Source organism: Pseudomonas sp. Hz4, assembly GCF_054898165.1.
The window spans coordinates 1507265-1531789 of the sequence record NZ_CM142719.1 but is presented as its reverse complement, the minus strand read 5'-3'; the positions used below and the strand labels follow the sequence as shown (position 1 = coordinate 1531789).

Annotated in this window: 20 protein-coding genes; 9 read left to right on the top strand and 11 right to left on the bottom strand. The window is 59.0% G+C overall.

The genetic code is table 11. The features are described 5' to 3' along the window. Window positions 1–326 precede the first annotated feature (326 nt). The 5 genes from ACYZTR_RS06820 to ACYZTR_RS06800 all read left to right on the top strand — a co-directional run bounded on the left by ACYZTR_RS06820 (window position 327) and on the right by ACYZTR_RS06800 (window position 7770). A complete protein-coding gene (locus ACYZTR_RS06820) occupies window positions 327–2378 on the top strand; it encodes a putative bifunctional diguanylate cyclase/phosphodiesterase (protein WP_461977493.1) in 2052 nt (683 codons plus the stop codon). A 162-nt stretch (window positions 2379–2540) separates the two neighbouring features. Beyond that, window positions 2541–3887 carry an imelysin family protein gene (locus ACYZTR_RS06815; protein WP_461977492.1) on the top strand — a complete coding sequence of 449 codons (1347 nt, stop codon included), beginning with the start codon at window positions 2541–2543 and terminating at the stop codon, window positions 3885–3887. Between the two features lie 252 nt (window positions 3888–4139). Continuing rightward, a complete protein-coding gene (locus tag ACYZTR_RS06810; RefSeq protein WP_461977490.1) occupies window positions 4140–5567 on the top strand; it encodes a di-heme oxidoreductase family protein in 1428 nt (475 codons plus the stop codon). A 26-nt stretch (window positions 5568–5593) separates the two neighbouring features. Beyond that, entirely contained in the window at window positions 5594–6658 is a 1065-nt protein-coding gene (locus ACYZTR_RS06805; RefSeq protein WP_461977488.1) for an imelysin family protein, read from the top strand. Between the two features lie 14 nt (window positions 6659–6672). Next, complete coding sequence (locus ACYZTR_RS06800; protein ID WP_461977486.1) at window positions 6673–7770, top strand: DUF1513 domain-containing protein; 1098 nt, start codon at window positions 6673–6675, stop codon at window positions 7768–7770. 101 nt (window positions 7771–7871) lie between these two features. On the opposite strand, the gene ACYZTR_RS06795 is transcribed toward ACYZTR_RS06800, so the two are convergent. Beyond that, entirely contained in the window at window positions 7872–9140 is a 1269-nt protein-coding gene (locus tag ACYZTR_RS06795) for an IS110 family RNA-guided transposase (protein WP_461977484.1), read from the bottom strand. 382 nt (window positions 9141–9522) lie between these two features. Between ACYZTR_RS06795 and ACYZTR_RS06790 the strand changes: the two genes are divergently transcribed. Together ACYZTR_RS06790 and ACYZTR_RS06785 are read left to right on the top strand one after the other, a co-directional pair. Next, window positions 9523–10671, top strand: coding sequence for an efflux RND transporter periplasmic adaptor subunit (locus ACYZTR_RS06790; RefSeq protein WP_461977482.1), 1149 nt, complete (start codon window positions 9523–9525; stop codon window positions 10669–10671). 13 nt (window positions 10672–10684) lie between these two features. Further along, on the top strand, window positions 10685–13711 hold the full coding sequence (locus ACYZTR_RS06785; protein ID WP_461977480.1) for a multidrug efflux RND transporter permease subunit: 3027 nt from the start codon (window positions 10685–10687) through the stop codon (window positions 13709–13711). Window positions 13712–13880: 169 nt separating this feature from the next. On the opposite strand, the gene ACYZTR_RS06780 is transcribed toward ACYZTR_RS06785, so the two are convergent. From ACYZTR_RS06780 to colR, 5 genes are all read right to left on the bottom strand, one after another. Further along, entirely contained in the window at window positions 13881–14108 is a 228-nt protein-coding gene (locus tag ACYZTR_RS06780; RefSeq protein ID WP_461977478.1) for a hypothetical protein, read from the bottom strand. Between the two features lie 2 nt (window positions 14109–14110). Continuing rightward, window positions 14111–14824, bottom strand: a complete 714-nt coding sequence (locus ACYZTR_RS06775) for a lipopolysaccharide kinase InaA family protein (RefSeq protein WP_461977476.1) — start codon at window positions 14822–14824, stop codon at window positions 14111–14113. 4 nt (window positions 14825–14828) lie between these two features. Next, on the bottom strand, window positions 14829–15497 hold the full coding sequence (locus ACYZTR_RS06770) for a class I SAM-dependent methyltransferase (protein ID WP_461977474.1): 669 nt from the start codon (window positions 15495–15497) through the stop codon (window positions 14829–14831). Window positions 15498–15659: 162 nt separating this feature from the next. Then, window positions 15660–16943 carry a sensor histidine kinase gene (locus ACYZTR_RS06765; RefSeq protein WP_461977472.1) on the bottom strand — a complete coding sequence of 428 codons (1284 nt, stop codon included), beginning with the start codon at window positions 16941–16943 and terminating at the stop codon, window positions 15660–15662. Further along, a complete protein-coding gene (gene colR / locus ACYZTR_RS06760; protein WP_461977470.1) occupies window positions 16933–17616 on the bottom strand; it encodes a two-component system response regulator ColR in 684 nt (227 codons plus the stop codon). The genes ACYZTR_RS06765 and colR overlap by 11 nt, the downstream gene beginning before the upstream one ends. A 219-nt stretch (window positions 17617–17835) precedes the next feature. Here colR and ACYZTR_RS06755 point away from each other — a divergent pair, with 219 nt between their 5' ends. Then, window positions 17836–18579, top strand: coding sequence for a phosphatase PAP2 family protein (locus tag ACYZTR_RS06755; RefSeq protein ID WP_461977468.1), 744 nt, complete (start codon window positions 17836–17838; stop codon window positions 18577–18579). Window positions 18580–18795: 216 nt separating this feature from the next. Here the strand turns inward: ACYZTR_RS06755 and groL are convergent, their stop codons facing one another. The 4 genes from groL to ACYZTR_RS06735 form a co-directional block, all read right to left on the bottom strand. Further along, the gene (groL, locus tag ACYZTR_RS06750; protein ID WP_461977466.1) at window positions 18796–20439 is read right to left on the bottom strand and encodes a chaperonin GroEL; all 1644 of its coding nucleotides are present in this window, start codon (window positions 20437–20439) and stop codon (window positions 18796–18798) included. A 49-nt stretch (window positions 20440–20488) separates the two neighbouring features. After that, the gene (locus ACYZTR_RS06745; RefSeq protein ID WP_007948593.1) at window positions 20489–20782 is read right to left on the bottom strand and encodes a co-chaperone GroES; all 294 of its coding nucleotides are present in this window, start codon (window positions 20780–20782) and stop codon (window positions 20489–20491) included. 248 nt (window positions 20783–21030) lie between these two features. Then, complete coding sequence (locus tag ACYZTR_RS06740; protein WP_282375384.1) at window positions 21031–21507, bottom strand: FxsA family protein; 477 nt, start codon at window positions 21505–21507, stop codon at window positions 21031–21033. Between the two features lie 66 nt (window positions 21508–21573). Next, window positions 21574–22305 (bottom strand): HugZ family pyridoxamine 5'-phosphate oxidase, encoded by a 732-nt coding sequence (locus ACYZTR_RS06735; protein ID WP_461977464.1) that lies wholly within the window; start codon window positions 22303–22305, stop codon window positions 21574–21576. 162 nt (window positions 22306–22467) lie between these two features. On the opposite strand from ACYZTR_RS06735, the gene ACYZTR_RS06730 reads away from it, so the two are divergent. After that, complete coding sequence (locus tag ACYZTR_RS06730) at window positions 22468–23226, top strand: SDR family oxidoreductase (protein ID WP_461977463.1); 759 nt, start codon at window positions 22468–22470, stop codon at window positions 23224–23226. Window positions 23227–23316: 90 nt separating this feature from the next. Here the strand turns inward: ACYZTR_RS06730 and apbC are convergent, their stop codons facing one another. Then, window positions 23317–24411, bottom strand: a complete 1095-nt coding sequence (gene apbC, locus ACYZTR_RS06725) for an iron-sulfur cluster carrier protein ApbC (RefSeq protein ID WP_461977462.1) — start codon at window positions 24409–24411, stop codon at window positions 23317–23319. Window positions 24412–24525: the final 114 nt, after the last annotated feature.

Sequence of the window (24525 nt, the reverse complement as noted above, 5' to 3'; positions counted from 1 at the left end):
TAGCGAGCAAGCTCAGCTCCTACAACCGCTCAAGGTGCATCCGCAGAAACCAGGGCAATTTCCCACGATGAAACCAGCGTTAAGCCCCTTGCCCCAACGCCACAGCCGTCTAACATCAACCAAACGGAAAATATGTCCACATCCCCCTCAAGTTGAAGGACTCAACAACCGACACAGTACAACTAGCGCAAATACTTCAAACGACAGCATTTCGGCCAAGCTACAGGCAAAACCCTATGTGATTGATTGTCCCTTTGACTGGCATCACCGGATTGCCAATACTCATGGCAACTTGACGCTACCCGCACGGAACAAGGAATGACTCTTTGAAGCTGGAACTCAAGAACAGCTTGTCGGTGAAGTTGCTCCGGGTCGTGCTCCTGTCGGCATTGATCGTCGGCGTGGTCTTGAGCTGCGCGCAGATCGTTTTCGATGCCTATAAAACACACCAGGCCGTGGCCAGCGATGCCCAACGCATCCTCGACATGTTCCGCGACCCCTCGACACAGGCCGTCTACAGCCTGGACCGCGAAATGGGTATGCAGGTTATCGAAGGCCTGTTTCAAGACGACGCTGTCCGCAAGGCTTCCATTGGCCATCCCAACGAAACCATGCTCGCGCAAAAGTCTCGCGAGTTGCAGCATTCCGGCAGTCGCTGGCTGACCGACCTGATCCTCGGCAAGGAACGCACCTTCACCACCCAACTGGTGGGTCGCGGCCCTTACAGCGAGTATTACGGAGACCTGAGTATTACGCTCGACACCGCCACCTACGGCCAGGGTTTCATCGTCAATTCGGTGATCATCTTCATCTCCGGCGTGTTGCGCGCCCTGGCCATGGGGCTGGTGTTGTACCTGGTCTATCACTGGCTGCTGACCAAACCGCTGTCGCGAATCATCGAGCACCTCACGGAAATCAATCCGGATCGCCCCAGCGAACACAAAATCCCGCTGCTCAAGGGGCATGAAAAGAACGAACTGGGGATCTGGATCAACACCGCCAACCAGTTGCTCGCGTCCATCGAGCGCAACACCCATTTGCGCCACGAAGCGGAAAACAGCCTGCTTCGCATGGCCCAGTACGACTTCCTCACCGGTCTGCCGAACCGCCAGCAATTGCAGCAGCAACTGGACAAAATCCTGGTAGACGCCGGCAAGTTGCAACGTCGGGTCGCGGTATTGGTGGTCGGCCTGGACGACTTCAAGGGCATCAACGAACAATTCAGCTACCAGACCGGTGACCAACTGCTGCTGGCCCTCGCTGATCGCCTGCGAGCTCACAGCGGACGCCTCGGCGCCCTCGCCCGCCTTGGCGGCGACCAGTTCGCCCTGGTTCAGGCCGATATCGAACAACCCTACGAAGCGGCCGAACTGGCCCAAAGCATTCTCGATGACCTGGAAGCGGCGTTCGCCCTCGATCATCAAGAGATTCGCCTGCGCGCCACCATCGGCATCACCCTGTTCCCCGAGGACGGTGACAGCACCGAAAAACTGCTGCAAAAAGCCGAGCAGACCATGACCCTGGCCAAGACTCGCTCACGCAACCGTTATCAGTTCTATATCGCCAGCGTCGACACCGAGATGCGTCGCCGTCGCGAGCTGGAAAAAGACCTGCGCGACGCCTTGGCCCGTGGCCAGTTCTACCTCGTCTACCAGCCGCAGATCAGCTATCGCGATCACCGGGTGGTGGGTGTCGAGGCGCTGATTCGCTGGCAACATCCCGAGCACGGGCTGGTTCCGCCAGACTTGTTCATCCCTCTGGCCGAGCAGAACGGCACCATCATCGCCATCGGTGAATGGGTGCTGGATCAGGCGTGCAAGCAATTGCGCGACTGGCATGACCAGGGTTTCGTCGACCTGCGCATGGCGGTGAACCTGTCCACGGTGCAGCTGCACCACGCCGAGTTGCCACGGGTGGTCAACAACCTGCTGCAGATGTACCGCCTGCCGCCCCGCAGCCTGGAACTTGAAGTCACCGAAACCGGGCTGATGGAAGACATCAGCACGGCTGCCCAGCACCTGCTGAGCCTGCGCCGCTCCGGTGCGCTGATCGCGATCGACGACTTCGGCACCGGTTACTCATCATTGAGCTATCTGAAAAGCCTGCCGCTGGACAAGATCAAGATCGACAAGAGCTTCGTTCAGGACCTGCTCGATGACGACGACGATGCGACCATCGTTCGGGCCATCATCCAATTGGGCAAGAGCCTGGGCATGCAGGTGATTGCCGAAGGCGTGGAAACCGCCGAGCAAGAGGCCTACATCATCTCCGAAGGCTGTCACGAAGGTCAGGGCTATTTCTACAGCAAGCCGCTGCCGGCGCGGGAATTGAGCGCATATCTGAAACAGGCTCAGCGCAGTAACGCGGCCATCCTCTGAAAGATCGGTTGCGTGTGGGCTGTTGATCCAGCGCAACCGTTTCGTGAATAAGAAATATTTCCAAGCACAACCCTTTACACATAATGCGAAAGATTTGCATTATGTCGCAGCTTTGCGCGCTTGCTGCGCCATTCCACCCCCTCTCGAAGCAGGATGTTCGCCATGATTCGTATGCCTCTGGCTACCGCCAGTCTGTTGGCCATCGCTATTTCCCTCGCCGGTTGTGGCGAAGGCAAAGACAAAGCTGTCGCTGCGCAGGCGCCGACTCCGGCGGCCAGCACCTCAGCCCCGGCCGCCGCACCTGCCGCTGCCGGTAAAGTCGACGAAGCAGCCGCCAAAGCCGTTGTCGCGCATTACGCCGACATCGTCTTCGCCGTTTACAGCGATGCCGAATCCACCGCGAAGACCCTGCAAACCGCCATCGACGCCTTCCTCGCCAAGCCGAATGCCGACACCCTGAAAGCTGCCAAGGCTGCCTGGGTCGCTGCCCGCGTGCCTTACCTGCAGAGCGAAGTGTTCCGCTTCGGCAACACCATCATCGACGACTGGGAAGGTCAGTTGAACGCCTGGCCACTGGACGAAGGCCTGATCGACTACGTCGACAAATCCTACGAGCACGCACTGGGTAACCCGGGCGCCACGGCCAATATCATCGCCAACACCCAGGTTCAGGTCGGCGAAGACAAGGTCGACGTGAAAGACATCACCCCGGCAAAACTCGCCAGTCTGAACGAGCTGGGTGGTTCCGAGGCCAACGTTGCCACCGGCTACCACGCCATCGAATTCCTGCTTTGGGGCCAGGACCTGAACGGCACCGGCCCTGGCGCCGGCAACCGCCCAGCTTCCGACTACCTGGAAGGTAAAGGCGCAACCGGCGGTCATAACGATCGTCGTCGCGCCTACCTGAAGTCCGTGACCCAACTGTTGGTCAGCGACCTGGAAGAAATGGTCGGTAACTGGAAGCCGAACGTGGCCGACAACTACCGCGCCACCCTGGAAGCCGAGCCTGCCGAAAGCGGCCTGCGCAAAATGCTGTTCGGCATGGGCAGCCTGTCCCTGGGCGAACTGGCGGGCGAGCGCATGAAAGTTTCCCTGGAGGCCAACTCCCCGGAAGACGAACACGACTGCTTCAGCGACAACACCCACAACTCGCAGTTCTACGATGCCAAAGGCATTCGTAATGTGTACCTGGGCGAGTACACCCGCGTCGACGGCACCAAAATGACCGGCGCCAGCCTGTCGTCCCTGGTAGCCAAGGCTGACTCGGCTGCCGACACCGCGCTGAAAGCCGACCTGGCTGCGACCGAAGCGAAGATGCAGGTTATCGTCGATCACGCCAACAAGGGTGAGCACTACGACCAACTGATCGCTGCCGGCAACACTGCTGGCAACCAGATCGTGCGCGACGCTATCGCTTCCCTGGTCAAGCAGACCGGTTCGATCGAAGCCGCCGCTGGCAAACTGGGCATCAGCGACCTGAACCCGGACAACGCTGATCACGAGTTCTGATCAACGCTGTCTGAGTGACTAAGAGGCGACCTTCGGGTCGCCGATCGTTCCCACGCTCTGCGTGGGAATGCCTCAACGGACGCTCCGCGTTCGGCTTTTGATGTGACGAAAGAGCGTCACGGACTGCATTCCCACGCAGAGCGTGGGAACGATCAGTTGCCCCACATCAACCAAACGATAATTCCTCTTATTCAAACTCCTCTGCCCTGTTAGACTTTGCGCCCTTGTTTTGCTCGTCTTGCAGGATGTCTGATGCCCTCGCTGCCTCTTCGCTTGTCCGCACTGCTGCTGGCCCTGGGCCTGAGTGCCTGCGATGATGCCCCGCGCTTTACCCAAGCCGAACCCGGTGAAGCCCGGTCCGGTGGCAGCGCGACCGTGCGCAAGACCGATCAGAACTCATTCTCCCTGCCGTCCGCCAACCTGCCGCCGTCACGGCGCGTGGACTTCAGCGTCGGCAACAGCTTTTTCCGCAGTCCCTGGGTGATCGCCCCGTCGACCACCACCGCCAGGGATGGCCTCGGCCCATTGTTCAACACCAACGCCTGCCAGAACTGCCACATCAAGGACGGCCGCGGTCATCCGCCCACGCCTGATGCGCAGAACGCCGTGTCGATGCTGGTGCGCCTGTCGATTCCCGATGCGCCGGCGTATGCCAACGTCATTGAGCAACTCGGTGTCGTCCCGGAGCCGGTCTACGGCGGACAATTCCAGGACATGGCCGTGCCCGGTGTCGTCCCGGAAGGCAAAGTGCGTGTCAACTACACGCCCGTTCCGATTCGTTTCAAGGACGGCACCGAAGTCGAGTTGCGCAAGCCGACGTTACAGATCACCCAACTCGGCTACGGTCCGATGCACCCTGATACCCGTTTCTCGGCGCGTGTCGCACCGCCGATGATTGGCCTGGGTCTGCTGGAAGCGATCCCCGACGAGGCGATCCTGGCCAATGCACAAGCTCAGGCAAAAGACAAAAACGGCATCGCCGGACGCCCGAACCGGGTCTGGGATGACACGCAGCAGAAAACCGTCCTCGGGCGATTTGGCTGGAAGGCCGGACAACCGAACCTCAATCAACAGAACGTTCACGCGTTTTCCGGTGACATGGGCCTCACCACAAGCCTCAGACCCGTTGATGATTGCACCGACACGCAAGCCGCTTGCAAGCAGGCGCGCAATGGCAATGGCCCGGATGGCGAGCCGGAAGTCAGCGATAACATCCTGCGTCTGGTGTTGTTCTACAGCCGTAATCTCGCCGTACCGGCCCGCCGCGATGTTGGCGCGCCCGGTGTGCTGGCCGGCAAGAATCTGTTTTTCCAGGCCGGGTGCCAGTCCTGTCATACCCCGAAATACACCACTGCCGCCAACGCCGCCGAACCTGAACTGGCCGATCAAGTGATTCGCCCCTACAGCGATCTGTTGCTGCACGACATGGGCGACGGTCTGGCCGACAACCGTACCGAATTCCAGGCCAGCGGCCGCGACTGGCGCACCCCGCCGTTGTGGGGCATCGGCTTGACGCAGGCGGTCAGTGGCCACACCCAGTTTTTGCACGATGGCCGCGCCCGCAATCTGCTCGAAGCCGTGCTCTGGCATGGCGGTGAAGCCAAAGCGGCGCAGCAACAGGTTTTGTCTTTCAATGCCGAGCAGCGCGCTGCGTTGCTGGCGTTTTTGAATTCCCTTTAATACGTATTCCATTGCGGGAGCCCGACATGTTCCGTCCCAAATTGTTGTTCACCAGCCTTGCCGCGCTAGCCTTGGGCGCCTGTTCACCTCAGGATCCACAGGCCGTTACCTCGGCAGCCATCGCCAAGCAAGTGATCCTGCCGACCTACAGCCGCTGGGTAGAAGCCGACCGTCAACTGGCGGTCAGCGCCTTGGCCTTCTGCGAAGGCAAGGAAAACCTCGACACCGCCCGTGCCGACTTCCTGCATGCGCAGAAAGCCTGGGCCGAGCTGCAACCGCTGCTGATCGGCCCGCTGGCCGAGGGCAACCGTTCGTGGCAGGTGCAGTTCTGGCCGGACAAGAAAAACCTCGTGGGCCGTCAGGTCGAGCAACTGGTCACCGCGCAGCCGCAGATCGATGCCGCCGCCCTGACCAAGTCCAGCGTTGTGGTTCAGGGCCTGTCGGCCTACGAATACATCCTGTTCGACAGCAAGATCGACATGGCCGATGCCACCCAGAAAGCCAAGTACTGCCCGCTGCTGAGCGCCATCGGTGAACGTCAGAAACAACTGGCCGAAGAGATCCTGTCGCGCTGGAACACCAACGACGGCATGCTCGCGCAGATGAGCAAATTCCCCAACCAGCGCTACGCCGACTCCCACGAAGCGATCGCAGACCTGCTGCGCGTGCAAGTCACCGCGCTGGACTCGCTGAAGAAAAAGCTCGGCACGCCGATGGGCCGTCAGAGCAAGGGCATTCCTCAGCCGTTCCAGGCCGATGCCTGGCGCAGCAAGTCTTCGCTGCAAGGTCTGGAAGCCAGCCTGACTGCAGCGCAAACCGTCTGGGTTGGTGTCGACAACAAAGGCCTGCGCGGTCTGTTGCCGAGCGAGCAAAAACCCTTGGCCGACAAGATCGACGCCGCTTACGCCGCGTCCCTGAAACTGTTCGCCAGCAACCAGCGTTCGCTGACCGAAATGCTCGGCAATGACGCCGGTCGCCAGCAACTCAACGATATCTACGACAGCCTCAACGTCGTCCACCGCCTGCACGAAGGCGAACTGGCCAAGGCGCTGGGCATCCAACTGGGCTTCAACGCCAACGACGGTGACTGATGAGGGCAAGTTCCATGCTGCGACGCCAGGCTCTGACGTTAGGTAGTTTGCTGCTGGGTGCGGTGACACTCGGCGGCTGGACGCTATTCAAGCAGAAAGACAAAAGCCCGCTGCTGCTCTCGGCGCGGGACGATACCGACGGCAAACATTACGCTGTCGGATACCGGCTGGACGGCACCCGGGTGTTTGCCACCCAGGTCGGCCAGCGTTGTCACGACATCATCAACCACCCGACGCTGCCGATTGCGCTGTTCGTCGCCCGTCGTCCTGGTACCGAGAGTTACCTGATCGACCTGCGCGACGGCACGCTGCTGCAAACCGTGGTCTCACGGCCGAACCGGCACTTCTACGGTCACGCGGTGATTCACAAGAGCGGCGACTGGCTGTACGCCACCGAAAACGACACCTCTGATCCGGGTCGTGGCTTGCTGGGTGTGTATAAGTTCGAAGGCGAGCGACTTATCCACAGCGGCGAGATCCCCACCCACGGCGTCGGCCCGCATCAGGTGTCGTGGATGCCCGATGGTGAAACCCTGGTGGTCGCCAACGGCGGCATTCGCACCGAGGCCGAAAGCCGCGTCGAAATGAACCTCAACGCCATGGAACCGAGCCTGGTCCTGATGCAACGCGACGGCACCCTGCTGAGCAAGGAAACCCTCGCCCAGCAGATGAACAGCGTGCGTCATTTGGGGGTTGCCAGCGACGGCACCATCGTCGCCGGCCAGCAGTTCATGGGGCCGTCTCACGAGTCTTCGGAGCTGCTGGCGATCAAGCGGCCCGGCCAGCCATTCGTGGCCTTTGCGGTGCCTGAGCATCAGTTGCAGGCCATGGGGCATTACACCGCCAGCGTCGCTGTGCACAGCGAACTGCGCCTGGTCGCGTTGACCGCGCCAAGGGGCAACCGCTTTTTCATCTGGGACCTGGACAGCGGTGAAGTGCGCCTGGACGCGCCGCTTCCCGATTGCGCCGGGGTCGGTGCGGTGGCTGATGGCTTTGTCGTGACCTCGGGACAGGGCCGATGCCGGTACTACGATTGCCGCCAGACAGATTTGGTTGCAAAACCACTGGAGCTTCCCGCAGGGCTCTGGGACAACCACCTTCATCTGATCTGACTTCATCCTCCCTTGTAGGAGCAGAGCTTGCTCGCGAAAGCGGAGTATCAGTCAGTACATTAGTTGGCTGACACACCGCTTTCACGCCCTGAGCCTTTCCGTCAACACGGTTTTGCTGTGTCCGGCTCGCTGGTCAACCGTGAGCCGTGCCGGAGCAAGGCTTGTAAATAAACCTTTTCGTCGTACACGGTGCTGGTCTTCCAGCACCGATAAACGATCCGGATCCACTTGAACGCCAGAGCCCTGAGGGCCGCTTGGTAAGAGCTGCCTTTGGCCCTTTGCTGGCGGTAATACGCCTCTGCCCACACCGATTGATTGATGCTGTGTGCAGCCCATTCAACAAAGGTCTGGCGCAAAAAAGTTGCGCATTGATAGCGCCAGTGGACGACTTTTTTCTTGCCACTGCGTTCGGTGACCGGGGCAATCCCGGCATATCGCTGCACAGCACTGGCATCCTTGAAGCGATCACGCTGCTCACCAAAGGCGACCATCAACCGTGGGGCAAGCTGCTGTCCCGCGCCGGGCAAGGCCTTGAAGAGTCGATAGTCGGCCAGGGTGTTGGCAGTTTTTTCGATCTCCCGATCAAAATCTTTGATCGCCGTGATGACCCCTTTCAGTTGCGAGACCAGGGCCAGCACATACAGCGCTGAAGGACTGACCACGCCTGGATCTTCAGTCAACGGCATGGCTTTGGCGATCAATGCCAAACGCTGCTGATTGAGCTCAGCATGGCGAACATTATGCGCGTGAAGGAACTTCAAAACGCTGGCTGGCCGAGCGTGCTTAAGCACTTCAAATGTCGACCAGCGCGCCAAAAACTCACAGAAAACCAGCGTGTCATGGTCATGAAACAGCTCAAGAGCCAACGGGTAATACTGTTTGAGCATGCAGACCAGACGATTGCTGATCTTGACCCGGTCATCGACCAACCCGCGGCGATGTTCGGTCAGGCTGGCGAGCGAACGCATGGCGGAGCTTTGCTGGACCAGTTGAGGAAACCGTTCGGGATGATTCAGCAACAGCTCAAGCGCCCATTGAGCATCCGTTGGATCATCCTTGGCGCCACTGGGGACGAAGGTTTTACGGTGCCGGGCCAAGGTGCTCGGATTGATCGGAAAGATACAAAAAAACTCATATTTTTGCAGAGCCGCTATCAGTGGGCCTTTGTTCAACTCCACGGCGATCGCGATCGGGCCACCGTAACGTTGATGCAGCGACCTGGCCCAGCGATCAATCGACTCGGGCTCGTGGTCGATGACCTCGAAACTGCGCTGAGCCTCTCCAGCTATCTGCAAACAGATGTCGTGCTTGGCGTCTGCCCAATCAATTCCGATATAAGCAGTGAAACTCTGAGACAGGAGCGTTTGCATGGAACACCTCAACAGGCGCTAAAGTACATGCAGGGACATGCATGCTTGCGTCCAGCGAAGGCGATATAGAGAGCCGTGTCGGGCTTTCCCTGAGAATTCGTTAGAGGGCGCAAGCGCACCTGTGGACTCGAAGGTGAAAGCGTAATCATCGAGTGCTGCGCGAGCATATTCGTAGCCCGCAGGTGCATGTTCCTTCCTCGCCGACAGCCAACTTCCAGCGAAGTCAGTATGGAAGAGAAAGGAACGGAGTACCTATATCGCGAGCAAGCTTCGCTCCTACAGGGTTTGCGTCAGTCTGTAATAACTGCCAGTTGGAATCCCCCTCCCACTCGGAGTAATGTGCCCGACTGTCTCACCTGATTTTCTCCAAGGAAGTGGAAATATGCTGCGTCGCCGCATGCTGATCATGTTGGGTGTTGTTCTGCTGATCGTACTGGTCCTGGCCGGTTACAAAGCCTTCTCCATTTACACGATGATTCAGGGCTTCGCTGCGCCGAAACCGCCGATCAGTGTCGCTGTGGCCACCGCCACCGAACGGCCGTGGCAAGCCCGCCTGCCGACCGTCGGCACCCTCAAGGCGCTGCAAGGCGTCGACTTGAGCCTGGAGATCGCCGGCACCGTCACCGATGTGCAATTCCAGTCGGGGCAGAAGGTCAAGACCGGTCAGCCGATCGTCCAGCTCGACAGCGCCGTGGAAACCGCCCTGCTGGAAACCGCTCAGGCCGACCTCGGGCTGGCCCAGGTGGATTACAACCGTGGCAGCCAGCTCGTGGGCAGCCAGGCGATCTCCAAAGGCGAATTCGACCGACTCTCGGCGGTCTTCAAAAAGAACAAGGCCACGGTCAATCAGCTCAAGGCTGCGCTCGAGAAAAAACGCATCGTCGCGCCGTTCAGCGGAACCATCGGCATTCGTCAGGTGGACGTCGGTGACTACGTGGCCAGCGGCACCATGATCGCCACCCTGCAAGACCTCAGCAGTCTCTACGTCGACTTCTTCGTGCCCGAGCAGTCGGTGCCGAAGATCGCCATCGGCCAACCGGTGCAGATCATTGTCTCGGCCTACCCGGCGCAGAACTTCCCCGGGACCCTCAGTGCAATCAACCCGAAAGTCGAAAACAGCACACGCAACGTTCAGGTCCGCGCAACCCTGGCCAACCCCGACGGCAAACTGTTGCCGGGAATGTTCGCCAGCCTGCAAGTGTTGTTGCCCGACCCGCAGCCGCGCATTGTCGTGCCGGAAAGCGCGATCACCTACACGCTGTACGGCAATTCGCTGTATGTCGTTGCGCAGAAAAAAGCCGAAGACGGCAGCGTCGCAAAGGACGATAAGGGCGAGCCCATTCTGATCGCCGAACGGCGTTTCATTGAAACCGGCGAGCGCCGCGATGGCCTGGTGATGATTACCAAAGGGGTGCAGAACGGTGAGAAAGTGGTCACGGCCGGCCAGATCAAACTGGACAATGGCGCACATATCGCGATCAGCGACGACAAGACACTAGCCGAGAAGAGCAGTCAGCCTCGCGTTGACTGATCAAGGAATCCCCATGGCTTTTACCGACCCGTTCATCCGCCGCCCGGTGCTCGCCACCGTGGTCAGCCTGTTGATTGTGCTGCTGGGCTTCCAGGCCTGGAGCAAGTTGCCGCTGCGCCAATATCCGCAAATGGAAAACGCCCTGATCACGGTCACCACCGCTTACCCCGGGGCCAACGCCGAGACCATCCAGGGCTACATCACCCAACCGATGCAGCAGAGTCTGGCCAGCGCCGAGGGTATCGACTACATGACGTCGGTCAGTCGCCAGAACTTCTCGGTGATCTCGATCTACGCGCGCATTGGCGCCAACAGCGACCGCTTGTTCACCGAATTGCTGGCCAAGGCCAACGAGGTGAAAAACCAGCTGCCCCAGGACGCCGAAGACCCGGTACTGAGCAAGGAAGCCGCCGACGCCTCGGCACTGATGTACATCAGCTTCTTCAGCAAGGAGCTGAGCAACCCGCAGATTACCGACTACCTGTCGCGAGTCATCCAGCCGAAACTGGCGACCCTGCCGGGCATGGCCGAAGCCGAGATTCTCGGCAACCAGGTGTTCGCCATGCGCCTGTGGCTGGACCCGGTAAAACTGGCCGGTTTCGGCCTGAGTGCCATCGACGTGACCGATGCGGTGCGCAAGTACAACTTCCTCTCCGCCGCCGGCGAAGTGAAAGGCGAGTACGTCGTCACCAGCATCAACGCCAACACCGAGCTCAAATCCGCTGAAGCCTTCGCCGCGATCCCGCTCAAGGTCGAGGGCGACAGTCGCGTGCTGCTCAGCGATGTTGCGCGAGTGGAAATGGGCGCGGAAAACTACGACTCGATCAGTTCTTTCGGCGGTACACCTTCGGTGTACATCGGCATCAAGGCCACGCCTGGCGCCAACCCGCTGGACGTGATCAAGGAAGTGCGCAAGATCATGCCGGACCTGGAAGCCCAACTGCCGCCGAACCTCAAAGGTGAAATCGCCTACGACGCCACGCTGTTCATCCAGGCATCGATCAACGAGGTGATCAAAACATTGTTCGAAGCGGTGCTGATCGTCATCGTGGTGGTATTCCTGTTCCTCGGCGCGCTGCGTTCGGTGGTGATCCCGGTGGTCACCATCCCGCTGTCGATGATCGGCGTGATGTTCTTCATGCAGATGATGGGCTACTCGATCAACCTGCTGACGTTGCTGGCGATGGTATTGGCCATCGGCCTGGTGGTGGACGACGCCATCGTCGTGGTGGAAAACATCCACCGGCACATCGAAGAAGGCAAGACGCCGCTGGATGCGGCCATCGAAGGCGCCCGGGAAATCGCCATGCCGGTGGTCTCGATGACCATCACCCTGGCGGCGGTCTATGCGCCGATCGGCTTCCTGACGGGGCTGACGGGAGCACTGTTCAAGGAGTTCGCCCTGACCCTGGCCGGGGCGGTGGTGATCTCCGGCATCGTCGCCCTGACTCTGTCGCCGATGATGTGCGCCTTCTTGCTGCGTCATGACGAAAATCCCAGCGGCCTGGCCCATCGACTGGACCTGATATTCGAAGGCCTCAAGCGCCGTTACCAAAGCATGCTGCACGCAACCCTGAACACCCGGCCGGTGGTGCTGGTGTTCGCGGTGATCGTGCTGTGCCTGATTCCGGTGCTGCTCAAATTCACCAAGTCGGAACTGGCGCCCGACGAGGACCAGGGTATTATTTTCATGATTGCCAACGCCCCGCAACCGGCCAACCTCGACTATCTGAGCACCTACACCGACGAGTTCGTCACGATCTTCAAGACGTTTCACGAGTACTACTCGTCGTTCCAGATCAACGGTTTCAACGGCGTGCAATCGGGCATCGGCGGCTTCCTGCTCAAACCGTGGAACGAACGCAGCCGCACTCAGATGGAAATCCTGCCCGAGGTCCAGCGCAAACTGGAGAGCATTTCCGGGCTGCAGATTTTCGGCTTCAACCTGCCCTCCCTGCCCGGCACCGGCGAGGGGCTGCCGTTTCAGTTCGTCATCAGTTCCGCCAACGATTACGAGTCACTGCTGCAAGTGGCCGACCGGGTGAAAAAGCGGGCAATGGAATCCGGCAAGTTCGCCTTCGTCGACCTCGACCTGGCGTTCGACAAGCCCGAAGTGGTGGTGGATATCGATCGCGCCAAGGCCGCACAGATGGGTGTTTCCATGCAGGATCTTGGCGGGACACTTGCGACGTTGCTGGGTGAGGCGGAGATCAACCGTTTCACCATTGAAGGTCGCAGCTACAAAGTCATCGCTCAGGTCGAACGGCCTTTCCGGGATAACCCCGACTGGCTGAACAATTATTATGTCAAGAACACCCAAGGTGAATTGCTGGCCCTGTCGACCCTGATCACGGTGACCGACCGGGCGCGTCCACGGCAGTTGAACCAGTTCCAGCAACTCAATTCGGGCATCCTGTCCGGTGTGCCGCTGGTCAGCATGGGTGAAGCCATCGACACCGTGCGCCAGATCGCTCGGGAAGAGGCACCGGTGGGTTATGCCTTCGACTATGCCGGCGCATCACGGCAATACGTCCAGGAGGGCAGTGCGCTGTGGGTCACCTTCGCCCTGGCACTGGCGATCATTTTCCTGGTCCTGGCCGCCCAATTCGAAAGCTTTCGCGATCCGCTGGTGATTCTGGTGACCGTGCCGCTATCGATTTGTGGCGCGTTGATCCCGCTGTTCCTGGGCTGGTCGAGCATGAACATCTACACCCAGGTCGGCCTGGTGACGTTGATCGGGCTGATCAGCAAGCACGGCATCCTGATCGTCGAATTCGCCAATCAGTTACGCAAGGACAAAGGCCTGACGCCGCGAGAAGCCGTGGAGGAAGCGGCGGCGATTCGTCTGCGTCCGGTGTTGATGACCACTGCGGCGATGGTGTTCGGTATGGTGCCGTTGATCATCGCCACGGGGGCGGGTGCCGTCAGCCGGTTCGACATCGGCACGGTGATCGCCACGGGGATGTCGATCGGGACGTTGTTTACGTTGTTCGTGTTGCCATGTGTTTACACGGTGCTGGCCAAACCCGACAAACCCTAGAACCTGTGGGAGCGAGCTTGCTCGCGATGACGGCTGCACAGTCATCATGGAGGTGACTGACACACCGCTATCGCGAGCAAGCTCGCTCCCACATTGAGATGTGCAAGTCTTCAAGGACATAAAAAAGGCCTCGCGTTGGGCGAGGCCTTTTATTTTGGCTTCAATCTGTTCAACTTTGCGGCCTCAATCCTTGAGAAAGTCCGAACATGAACAGCAATAAATCATGATCGGGTTGGGATGCCACGGATGCCTTGGCAACGCGTGGCAACGGACAGTGCGCGTCGCCATTCACTGAACTGAGGACTTGCGTGCGGGGCTGCTCCCATGCCGCCACCGCCAGTGAAGCAACTGCCAAGGCTCCTATCAAAAACCCACCTCGTGCAATTTCGAGTTTCATTGCTATAAACCTTTGATAGCGCTGCCAAACGCCGTCTCATAAAAATAGACGAGTTTCTGCCAGTCCGTCGTGCTGAATGACGAGTGGCGACGCAGTTGCTTCATGTCATGGACCGCTGCGCGACGGGCGGTCAAACGCTGCCGGCATTTCTCCAGATCGATCAACGCCACTTCGACTTTGGCAGCCTCGCCTTCGCCGGTGACGCGCACGAATACGTGCTTGTCGTAGAGGCAGCTATGCTGCCAGCGACCCTTGTGCATCCGGGCCAGATTCTCGGCCAGATCCTTCAACACTCGATCCTGCACAGCCTCACCGTGACGCTCGCGACCGCCGCCAGCGTACCAATGCTCGATTTCCTCAAATCCGTCCAGCGACTTGGTCACCAGCAATGCGCGCCATTTGTGTACAGGATCGCGCTGAGCACCGCAGAAAACGATCTCCGGAACACCAACGTCGAGCAGCTGCATGCGAGTGAGCGCATCGCGCTCGCGCAACACCGTCGGCCGACCGAACGGGTGCAGCCAGCTGCGATAGATATGCCCGGTCTGACGTTTAACGTAAAGCAGCTGTCCATTGCTGCTCACGACGCGCTGCACGCCGCTTTCTCCTCCGCGACGGACGTTGGGTTCTTCTACCCATTCACCGCGCTGATTCCAGAAATAGTCGAAGCGGTCCTGAGGAGTGACGTCCGTTTCTGCTGCACATTGCACTGCCATTCTGTTACCTCTTGCGTAATACGTAGACCCGCCACATGGCATAGAGCGGTAAAAAGTCCAGTTGTTCCTCGATACGGAAACCCACCTGCTCGAATTCCTTTTCAACCGTAGCCGCCGGTAACACAAATCGATTTTGGTAACCTTGCTGCCCACGGGTTTTCTCGGCGCGCTTGCGTTTCCACGCTTTGAAATTGCCGTCCACCCACAAAGAAAGGATCACGCTGTCGCGGGTGACGCGCTCGAACTCACGCAAAATAGTCAGTCGATGCTCGGCTTCACCGATGTGATGGAGCAAACGCATGCAGAAAATGCTGTCGACGGCGTTGTCAGGTAAGGCAATGTCGAATGCAGAAGTGTGCAAGGGTTGTACCCGTTTCACCACATCGGCAGGTTGCGCCTGCATGGCAATCTTCAGCATGGACTCGGAGTTGTCAGCCCCGATGATGGCACGATTGGTTTTTTCCGCCAGCAATGGCCAGAAACGTCCAGCACCACAGGGCAAATCGAGGACCAGACCCGGCTCACCGACCCGTGCCAGCGCTTTGCGCGCTAGTTGCTCGTCACGCCAGTGGGACAGACGGCGGGCAAGGCCATCCTTATGCTTGCGCAAGTATCGTTGAGCGTGTTGATCGTCGTATTTTTCGGAAAAATCAAGTTTGATCGGACCGTCCATCAACAAGGTCTCCTGAGCCGTTGATGGCATCTACTATAGGTAGCGCCGTGTCAGCGTCAGGTGATGCCTTTGTGAAAAAAATGTTATGTAAAACCTCGAATTATTTCGAGGCTTTACAGGACGATAATGATTGCTTCGGGCTACTGCGGTGCAATAGGTCGATCATTTCACATCCGACAAATGCAACTCCACCTGAAAACGACACCCATTGGGTTCCATGTTCGTCAGGCTGACGTTCCAACCCTGGTTTTCACAGATCCGCTGCACCAGCGATAGCCCTAGCCCCAGACCCTCGCCGCGTTTCTCATTGCCCCGCACGAAGGGCTCGAACATCGCCTCGCGTTTTTCCTCTGGAATGCCCACGCCGCTGTCCTCGACGATGAATCCCGTGGCCGTCAGGGTCAGGCGGATGAACCCGTGCTCGGTGTAATGCAGCGCGTTACGCAGCAGGTTGCCCATGACCGCGTGCAGCAGGGTTGCGTTGTAGCAGGTGTTTGCCGGATTGCCCGGCTCAAAGATCAGCGCCAGCCCCTTGGCCTCGATCGGCTCGCGCCACAGATGGAGCAGTCCATCGGCTACCTGGCTCAGGGTCTGCTGGGGCGACATGCCGGCGTCTTCACGCTGTGCGCGGGCCAACATCAGGAAGGTTTGCACCAGTTCGCGCATCTCTTCACAGGCGCGGGCGATTCGCTCGACCTGAGCACGTCCACGCTGATCGAGGCCGGGGTTTTCCAGCAGCAGCTCGCAGGAGCTGGCCAGCACCATCAATGGCGTGCGCAGTTCGTGACTGACGTCGCTGGTGAACAACCGTTCGCGGGTCAACGCCTGGCGCAAGCGCCCGAGGGTGGCATCGAAGGCCACGGCCAACTCGCCCACTTCATCGGCGGCGTAATCCGGCGCCAGCGGTGGCGCCAGTCCCAATAATTGATCACGGTGACGGACCTGGCGGGCCAGTCGCACCACGGGCGCCATCACTTTGCGCGCCAGTACCCAGCCAAGAAACACCGCCAACGCCAGACTCAGGACGAAGCCCACCAGCACCACGGCAAACAGCACCCGTTCACGCTCTTCGAAATCGCTCTGATCCTGCAACAGCACGTAGTGCCGGCCGTCGACGACTTCGACCATCGCGTGATACGACAGCTGCTCGCGAAACACTTCGTGAAAGCCCGGGTCCAGGTGCCGCAGGTCCTTGGGGAGTTCGAAGTCGCCCGGGCCGCCGCTGAAATAGAACATTTGGTCCGGCTCGGGACGGTGACTCCAGTCCGACACGCTGTCCATCAGCAACAGACGTTGTAAATCGCCACCCAGCCCCGCCGAAATCAATTTTTCTTCCACCAGGTGCACGGTCGCCACAATGCCCATGGCAAAGGCTCCCGCGACCAGTGCGCTCATCAGTGCAAAGGCGATGATGATCCGTTGAGCAAGGCTCTGTTTAAACTCCATCACGGCCCTCGGCCAAGCGATAACCCACACCGTGCACGGTTTGCAGCAACGGTTTGGCGAACGGCTTGTCGATCACCTGGCGCAATTGATGGACGTGGCTGCGCAGGCTGTCGCTGTCCGGGCAGTCATCACCCCACAGCGCCTCTTCGAGAATTTCGCGGCGCAGTACGTGAGGACTTTTCTGCATCAATACGGCCAGCAACTTCAGGCCCACCGGGTTGAGTTTCAGTAGACGTCCTTCTCGCGTCACTTCCAGGGTATCGAGGTCATAGTTCAGATCACCGACCTGCAAAGTGCGGCGGCCGCCACCTTGGGCGCGACGCATGACCGCCTCGATGCGCGCCGCCAACTCAGACAGGGCAAAGGGTTTGATCAGGTAGTCATCGGCGCCGGACTTGAAGCCTTGCAGCCGGTCGTCCAGTTGATCGCGAGCGGTGAGCATGATCACCGGTGTGTCTAGGCGCGCGTCTTCGCGCAGGCGTTTGCACAGGGTGTAGCCGTCGATGCCCGGTAACATGATGTCGAGCACGATCAGGTCGTAATGCTCGGTGGCCGCCAGGTGCAAGCCTGACAAACCGTCCTGCGCGCAATCCACGGTATAGCCTTTGAGCCCCAGGTAATCGGCCAGATTAGCCAGGATATCGCGGTTGTCTTCAACCAATAGAATTCGCATGGGTACCTCCTCCGTACACAGTAACGGCCGTCTTGGCCCGCGCAGCTTAAGGCCAAGTGTGGCTGAGGGCCAGGGCTGCGTGAAGTTGTAAATCCACCCCATAAAACCGGGGTGACTTTAACGACTTTTTCACTATCGATTCACACGCTGGCGACAGAATCAGGCTCAAACTCCGCGCGGCTGCGCTTTTCAGAACATTTCACTTCCCAAGGAACTGCCATGGTTTCGACTGCTGTCCGCCCCGCCTCCCGCCCCCTTAATTTCTGGGTGTGCCTGGGTGTTCCCGCCATCGCGGCGATCATTCTGGTGCTGCTCGAACTGACCTCCCTGGACATGGGCCTTGCCAAGCTGTTGTATGACCCGGTCGCGGGTGACTTCATCGGGAGGCACAGTGACTTCCTCGAAAACATCCTGCATGACCGTGCCAAGCAAGTGGTCATCGCCTTCTCGGTGTTGGCCATCTTCGGTTTCATCGCCTCCTTTTTCATGGACAGGCTCAAACCGGTCAAACGGGAACTGGGCTGCCTGGTGTTGTCTCTCGCTCTGGCAACCTCCTTTGTCACGCCAGTCAAAGCGGTGACGGCCGTTCAATGCCCATGGAGCCTTGAGCAGTTCGGCGGTCACGAAACCTATAGCGAACTGCTCAGCCCTCGCCCGCACACCGATAAACCTGGCCGTTGCTGGCCCGGCGGTCATGCGGCGACCGGTTTCACACTGTTTGCGCTGTTCTTTGTCCTGCGTGACCGTCGTCCGCGTCTGGCACGCAAGGCGTTTGTGTTCGCTTTCGCGTTGGGCACGGTGTTTTCCATCAGCCGGATGATGCAAGGCGCGCACTTCTTTTCGCACAATGTGTGGACGGCGATTTTCTGCTGGCTGATTTGTCTGGGGTCGTATTACTACATCCTTTATCGCCCGGTTTCCAAGGCTGAGCGAGTGGCTAAAGCATCACCAGTCAACACCTGAAATACAAAACTAATGTGGGAGCGAGCTTGCTCGCGATGAGGCCATAACATTCACTATTGATGGTGACGGTTATACCGCTATCGCGAGCAAGCTCGCTCCCACAGTGGTCCGGTGCAATTTCAATATCCAGGTCAATCGAAGGCAATAAAAAACCCCGCCTGCTTATCGCAGGCGGGGCTTTTTTATAGGGGTAAGCTCGTACTGGGTAAGGCTGGCTTACATCATGCCGCCCATGCCGCCCATACCGCCCATGTCTGGCATGCCGCCGCCAGCTTGTTTGTCGTCCGGAGCATCAGCGATCATGGCTTCGGTGGTCAGCATCAAGCCACCAATGGACGCCGCAGCCTGCAGAGCAGAGCGAGTCACTTTGGTAGGGTCGAGGATGCCCATTTCGATCATGTCGCCGTATTCGCCGGTAGCAGCGTTGTAACCGAAGTTACCCGAACCTTGCTTGACCTTGTCGACGACTACGCTTGGCTCGTCGCCGGAGTTGGCAACGATCTGACGCAGTGGCGATTCGATAGCGCGACGCAGTACAGCAATACCAACGTTCTGATCAGCGTTGTCGCCTTTCAGTTCGCTGATGGCTTGCAGAGCGCGAATCAGCGCTACGCCACCGCCAGGTACCACGCCTTCTTCAACGGCTGCACGGGTTGCGTGCAGGGCGTCTTCAACGCGGGCTTTCTTCTCTTTCATTTCAACTTCGGAACCCGCGCCAACCTTGATCACTGCAACGCCGCCGGACAGCTTGGCCAGACGCTCTTGCAGTTTTTCACGGTCGTAGTCGGACGAAGTGTCAGCCACTTGCTGGCGAATCTGCAGAACGCGAGCCTGGATATCAGCTTCAACGCCTGCGCCGTCGATGACGGTGGTGTTTTCCTTGGTTACGGCTACACGCTTGGCATTACCCAGGTGTTCCAGGGTAGCGCTTTCCAGGCTCAGACCGATCTCTTCGGAGATAACGGTACCGCCGGTCAGGACAGCGATGTCCTGCAGCATGGCCTTGCGACGGTCACCAAAGCCTGGAGCCTTGACGGCAACCACTTTGACGATACCGCGCATGTTGTTCACAACCAGAGTCGCCAAGGCTTCGCCTTCAACGTCTTCGCTCACGATCAACAGTGGACGACCGGCTTTGGCAACAGCTTCCAGTACTGGCAGCAGCTCACGGATGTTCGAGATTTTCTTGTCGACCAGCAGGATCAGCGGACCGTCGAGCTCGGCAGTCATGGTCTCTGGCTTGTTGACGAAGTACGGGGACAGGTAACCACGGTCGAACTGCATGCCTTCAACAACCGACAGTTCGTTTTCCAGGCCCGAGCCTTCTTCAACGGTGATCACGCCTTCTTTACCGACTTTTTCCATGGCTTCGGCAATGATGTCGCCGATGGAGTTGTCGGAGTTGGCCGAGATGGTGCCGACCTGAGCGATGGCCTTGGTGTCAGCGCAAGGCTTGGACAGGGCTTTCAGCTCTTTGACGATGGCGATGGTCGCTTTGTCGATACCGCGCTTCAGGTCCATCGGGTTCATGCCGGCAGCGACGGCTTTCAGGCCTTCGTTGACGATCGATTGAGCCAGAACGGTAGCGGTGGTGGTGCCGTCGCCTGCGTCATCGTTGGCACGGGAGGCAACGTCTTTGACCAGCTGCGCGCCCATGTTTTCGAAGCGATCTTTCAGCTCGATTTCTTTGGCAACGGACACGCCGTCCTTGGTGATGGTCGGAGCGCCGAAGCTCTTCTCGATGATCACGTTACGGCCTTTAGGGCCCAGGGTCGCTTTTACTGCGTCAGCCAGGACGTTGACACCGGCGAGCATTTTCTTGCGGGCGGAATCGCCGAATTTAACTTCTTTAGCAGCCATGATCGATATTCCTTAAATACTTTGTAGTAACGGGAAAATGAGCGGGGAATCAGCCTTCGACAACAGCGAGGATTTCGCTTTCGCCAATTACCAGCAGGTCTTCGCCGTCGACTTTCACAGTGTTGCTGCCGGAGTACGGGCCGAACACAACCTTGTCACCCACTTTCACGGACAGCGCACGCACTTCACCGTTGTCCAGTACTTTGCCTGGGCCTACAGCGAGGACTTCACCCTGGTTTGGCTTTTCAGCAGCCGAACCTGGCAGGACGATACCGCCAGCGGTTTTCTTTTCTTCTTCGCTGCGACGGACGACGACGCGGTCATGCAGAGGACGAAGCTTCATTGTCGATCTCTCCTAATTGTGGTTTTCATCGGCCGGTGTAATCCCGGCGGGTTTAACAAATCCGGCGGTGCCGGGTGCGATTCGACGAGCGAACCGCGGAAGTCTGTCTGGCGTAATTGCCAGAAACCTTGCGGTGACCGTTACATAAGGGCGCATCAGCTTATTACAAGGGCGAGTAAGCAAATTTTTTCATGTTGCTGCCCCACAAACGAACACGGCACCCGAAGGTGCCGTGCCGGTGTAGCGGATTACTTGTTATCGCGGTGCTCGAACTCGCCTTCAATCACGTTGGGCTCACGGCCCAACGGCTCGCGCGGGACAGGACCGCCACGTGGCTGAAGGTCATCGGCGAATGCACGCTGACGGATCGCTTGCTCTTCGGCACGCTGGCGCATTTTGTTGGCCAACAGCCGACGAGAGATCGGCAGCAACATGATCAGACCCAGCACGTCGGTGACGAAGCCCGGCAGGATCAACAGACCACCCGCCAGCGCCAGCATCAAACCTTCAAGCATGGTCTGGGCCGGCAGCTCGCCGCGGTTCAGGCTTTCACGGGCACGCAGTGCAGTGGCCAGACCGGCGATACGCAGCACGAACACGCCGAGCATCGAGCCGAGAATCACCAGCAGCAGGGCCGGGAAAAACCCGATCGCCCCGCTCACCTTGACGAATACGAACAGCTCCAACACCGGAAACAGTACAAAGAGCAATAAAAAAGGGCGCATCAAATGGTTCCTCAACGCAAGAATGCCTTGCCAGTCTTCCCTAGATGACGTCGCCGTTTCGTGAATTCAAGCGTCGGCCACTTCATTTTTCGGCCAATGTTCGGCGTGAGCCAGGAAAACCAAGGCTTCGCGCACTTGTGTCGGCGTATTACACGGCGCTTGAAACGGCAGCCAGTAGACGCCCTGACCGATGCGCAGGTGCATGCCTTCGGTGTCGATACCCGCCAATTGCGCCGGCTCGGTTTTCGGCAGGCCTGCCAGCTCGACGTAGTGGGCGATGGCTTTGGCGTGATCGGCATTCATGTGTTCGACCATGCTCGCTTCGGCCTTTGCGGCGAACGGGTTGGCCAGGGTCAACTGATCGACCCAGTGAATCGCGCCGAAGCCGCCGATGTAACGGTGACGTACCGGTTTGAGCACCAAGAAATCGAAATCATGGGCCTTGTGGTAGCTCTGCGAATCAGGGAAATAGCGGTAGTAGCGCTCGGCTGCTGCATCGATGGCGGCCTCGTCCTCGAGCTTTTCCGCTTCGGCCAGGTACGTCAGGCGACCAACGGCTTGCACGTCTTCGGCTCCGCGCTCGCCCACAAACAGAGAGCATTTCGGGTCTTTCTGCAGGTTATGCGTGTGCTGGGCGATACGACTTATAAGGATCAGCGGCCAGCCCTGCTCGTCCAGGCAGTACGGAACCACGGAGCCAAACGGGAAACCAGGCATCGCCTTGGAGTGTGTCGAGAGCACTCCACGGTATTCCTTGAGAAGCAATTCTCGGGCATTCTTGGCCGCTTCAACGCTCAATTTATGACTCCTTAAATAGAAACCGTCAAAAAAACGGACAGGCGCCTGGGGATAAGTTCCAGTACGCCATCGGGGCAGTTCTCATGTGCAACCAGGCCAGGTGCAGATCGAGAGGCCCTCTAGAAGGAAACCACTCCTCTGACCTGCTATTGGGGCATGCGAATGCAACTCACTGACAAAGTAATCATTATCACTGGCGGTTGCCAGGGTTTAGGCCGTTCCATGGCTGAGTATTTCGCCGCTAAAGGAGCGAAGCTGGCGCTGGTGGACCTGAACCAGGAAAAACTCGACGACACTGTCGCCGCTTGCAAGGCAAAAGGCATCGATGCTCGCGCTTATCTGTGCAATGTCGCCAATGAAGAGCAAGTGACCCACATGGTCGCCCAGGTGGCCGAAGACTTCGGCGCGATCCATGGCCTGATCAACAACGCCGGGATTCTGCGCGATGGCCTGCTGATCAAGGTCAAGGACGGCGAGATGACCAAGATGAGCCTGGCCCAGTGGCAGGCGGTCATCGACGTCAATCTGACCGGCGTATTCCTGTGCACCCGTGAAGTCGCGGCCAAAATGGTCGAGCTGAAAAACAGCGGCACGATCATCAATATCTCGTCGATCTCCCGCGCTGGCAACGTCGGTCAGACCAACTACTCCGCCGCCAAGGCGGGTGTCGCTGCGGCGACCGTGACCTGGGCCAAGGAACTGGCACGCTACGGTATTCGTGTGGCGGGCATTGCACCGGGTTTTATCGAAACCGAGATGACGCTGGGCATGAGGCCTGAGGCGCTGGAGAAGATAACGTCCGCGATTCCGCTCAAGCGCATGGGCAAGACTGAAGAGATCGCCCATTCGGCGGCCTACATTTTCGAGAACGACTACTACACCGGTCGGATTCTGGAGATGGATGGCGGGTTGCGGATCTAAAGCCACACCACGGCCCTTGCAGGAGCCAGGCTTGCCGGCGAAAGCGACCTTGAAGACGCCTTCGCCGGCAAGCCTGGCTACAAAAGCGGTTTAATCGTCGCTGATCGTGATAGTCGGCATGGCCGGTGTCGCCGCTTCCTGCAACACGATCCGTGCGCCGACATGGCGGGCCAGTTCCTGGTAAACCATCGCAATCTGGCTGTCAGGCTCGGCGATTACCGTTGGCTTGCCGCCATCGGCCTGCTCGCGGATGATCATCGACAGCGGCAAGGAAGCCAGCAGCTCGACGCCGTACTGGTTGGCCAGTTTCACACCACCGCCCTCACCAAAAAGATGCTCGGCATGTCCGCAATTGGAGCAGATGTGCACGGCCATGTTTTCCACCACGCCCAGCACCGGGATGTTGACCTTGCGGAACATCTCCACGCCTTTGCGCGCGTCCAGCAATGCCAGGTCTTGCGGCGTGGTAACGATCACCGCGCCGGCCACCGGGACTTTCTGTGCCAGGGTCAGCTGAATGTCGCCGGTGCCTGGTGGCATGTCGATGACCAGGTAATCGAGGTCGCCCCAGGCGGTTTGAGTGACGAGTTGCAATAAGGCACCGGAAACCATCGGCCCGCGCCAGACCATCGGCGTGTTGTCGTCGGTCAGGAACGCCATGGACATGACTTCGACGCCGTGGGACTTGATCGGAATAAACCACTTCTGATCCTTGACCTTGGGTCGAGTGCCTTCGGGGATGCCGAACATGATGCCTTGGCTCGGTCCGTAAATGTCTGCGTCGAGAATCCCGACCTTGGCGCCTTCACGGGCCAAGGCCAAGGCCAGGTTGGCGGCGGTGGTTGATTTGCCCACACCGCCCTTGCCGGACGCCACGGCCACCACGTTCTTGACGTTGGCCAGCCCCGGGATCTGCGCTTGAGCCTTGTGCGCGGCAATGACACTGGTGATCTCGACGCGGGCGATGGTCACGCCGTCCAGCCCTTCAATGGCCATTTGCAGCAATTGCGCCCAGCCACTCTTGAACAGACCGGCGGCGTAACCCAGCTCCAGCTGGACGCTGACGCGATCACCCTGAATGTCGATGCCGCGCACGCACCCGGCGCTGACCGGGTCCTGGTTCAGGTAAGGGTCGGTGTATTGGCGAAGGACGGCTTCCACCGCTGCGCGATTGACGACGCTCATGGGCAACTCCGATAGCAAGACTGGAAAATCAGGCGGGTATCCTAACCGTTCTATGTGCAAGGCGGCATGTCTGACGATTATTTGCAGCGCACGCATACCTGTGGCGAGGGGATT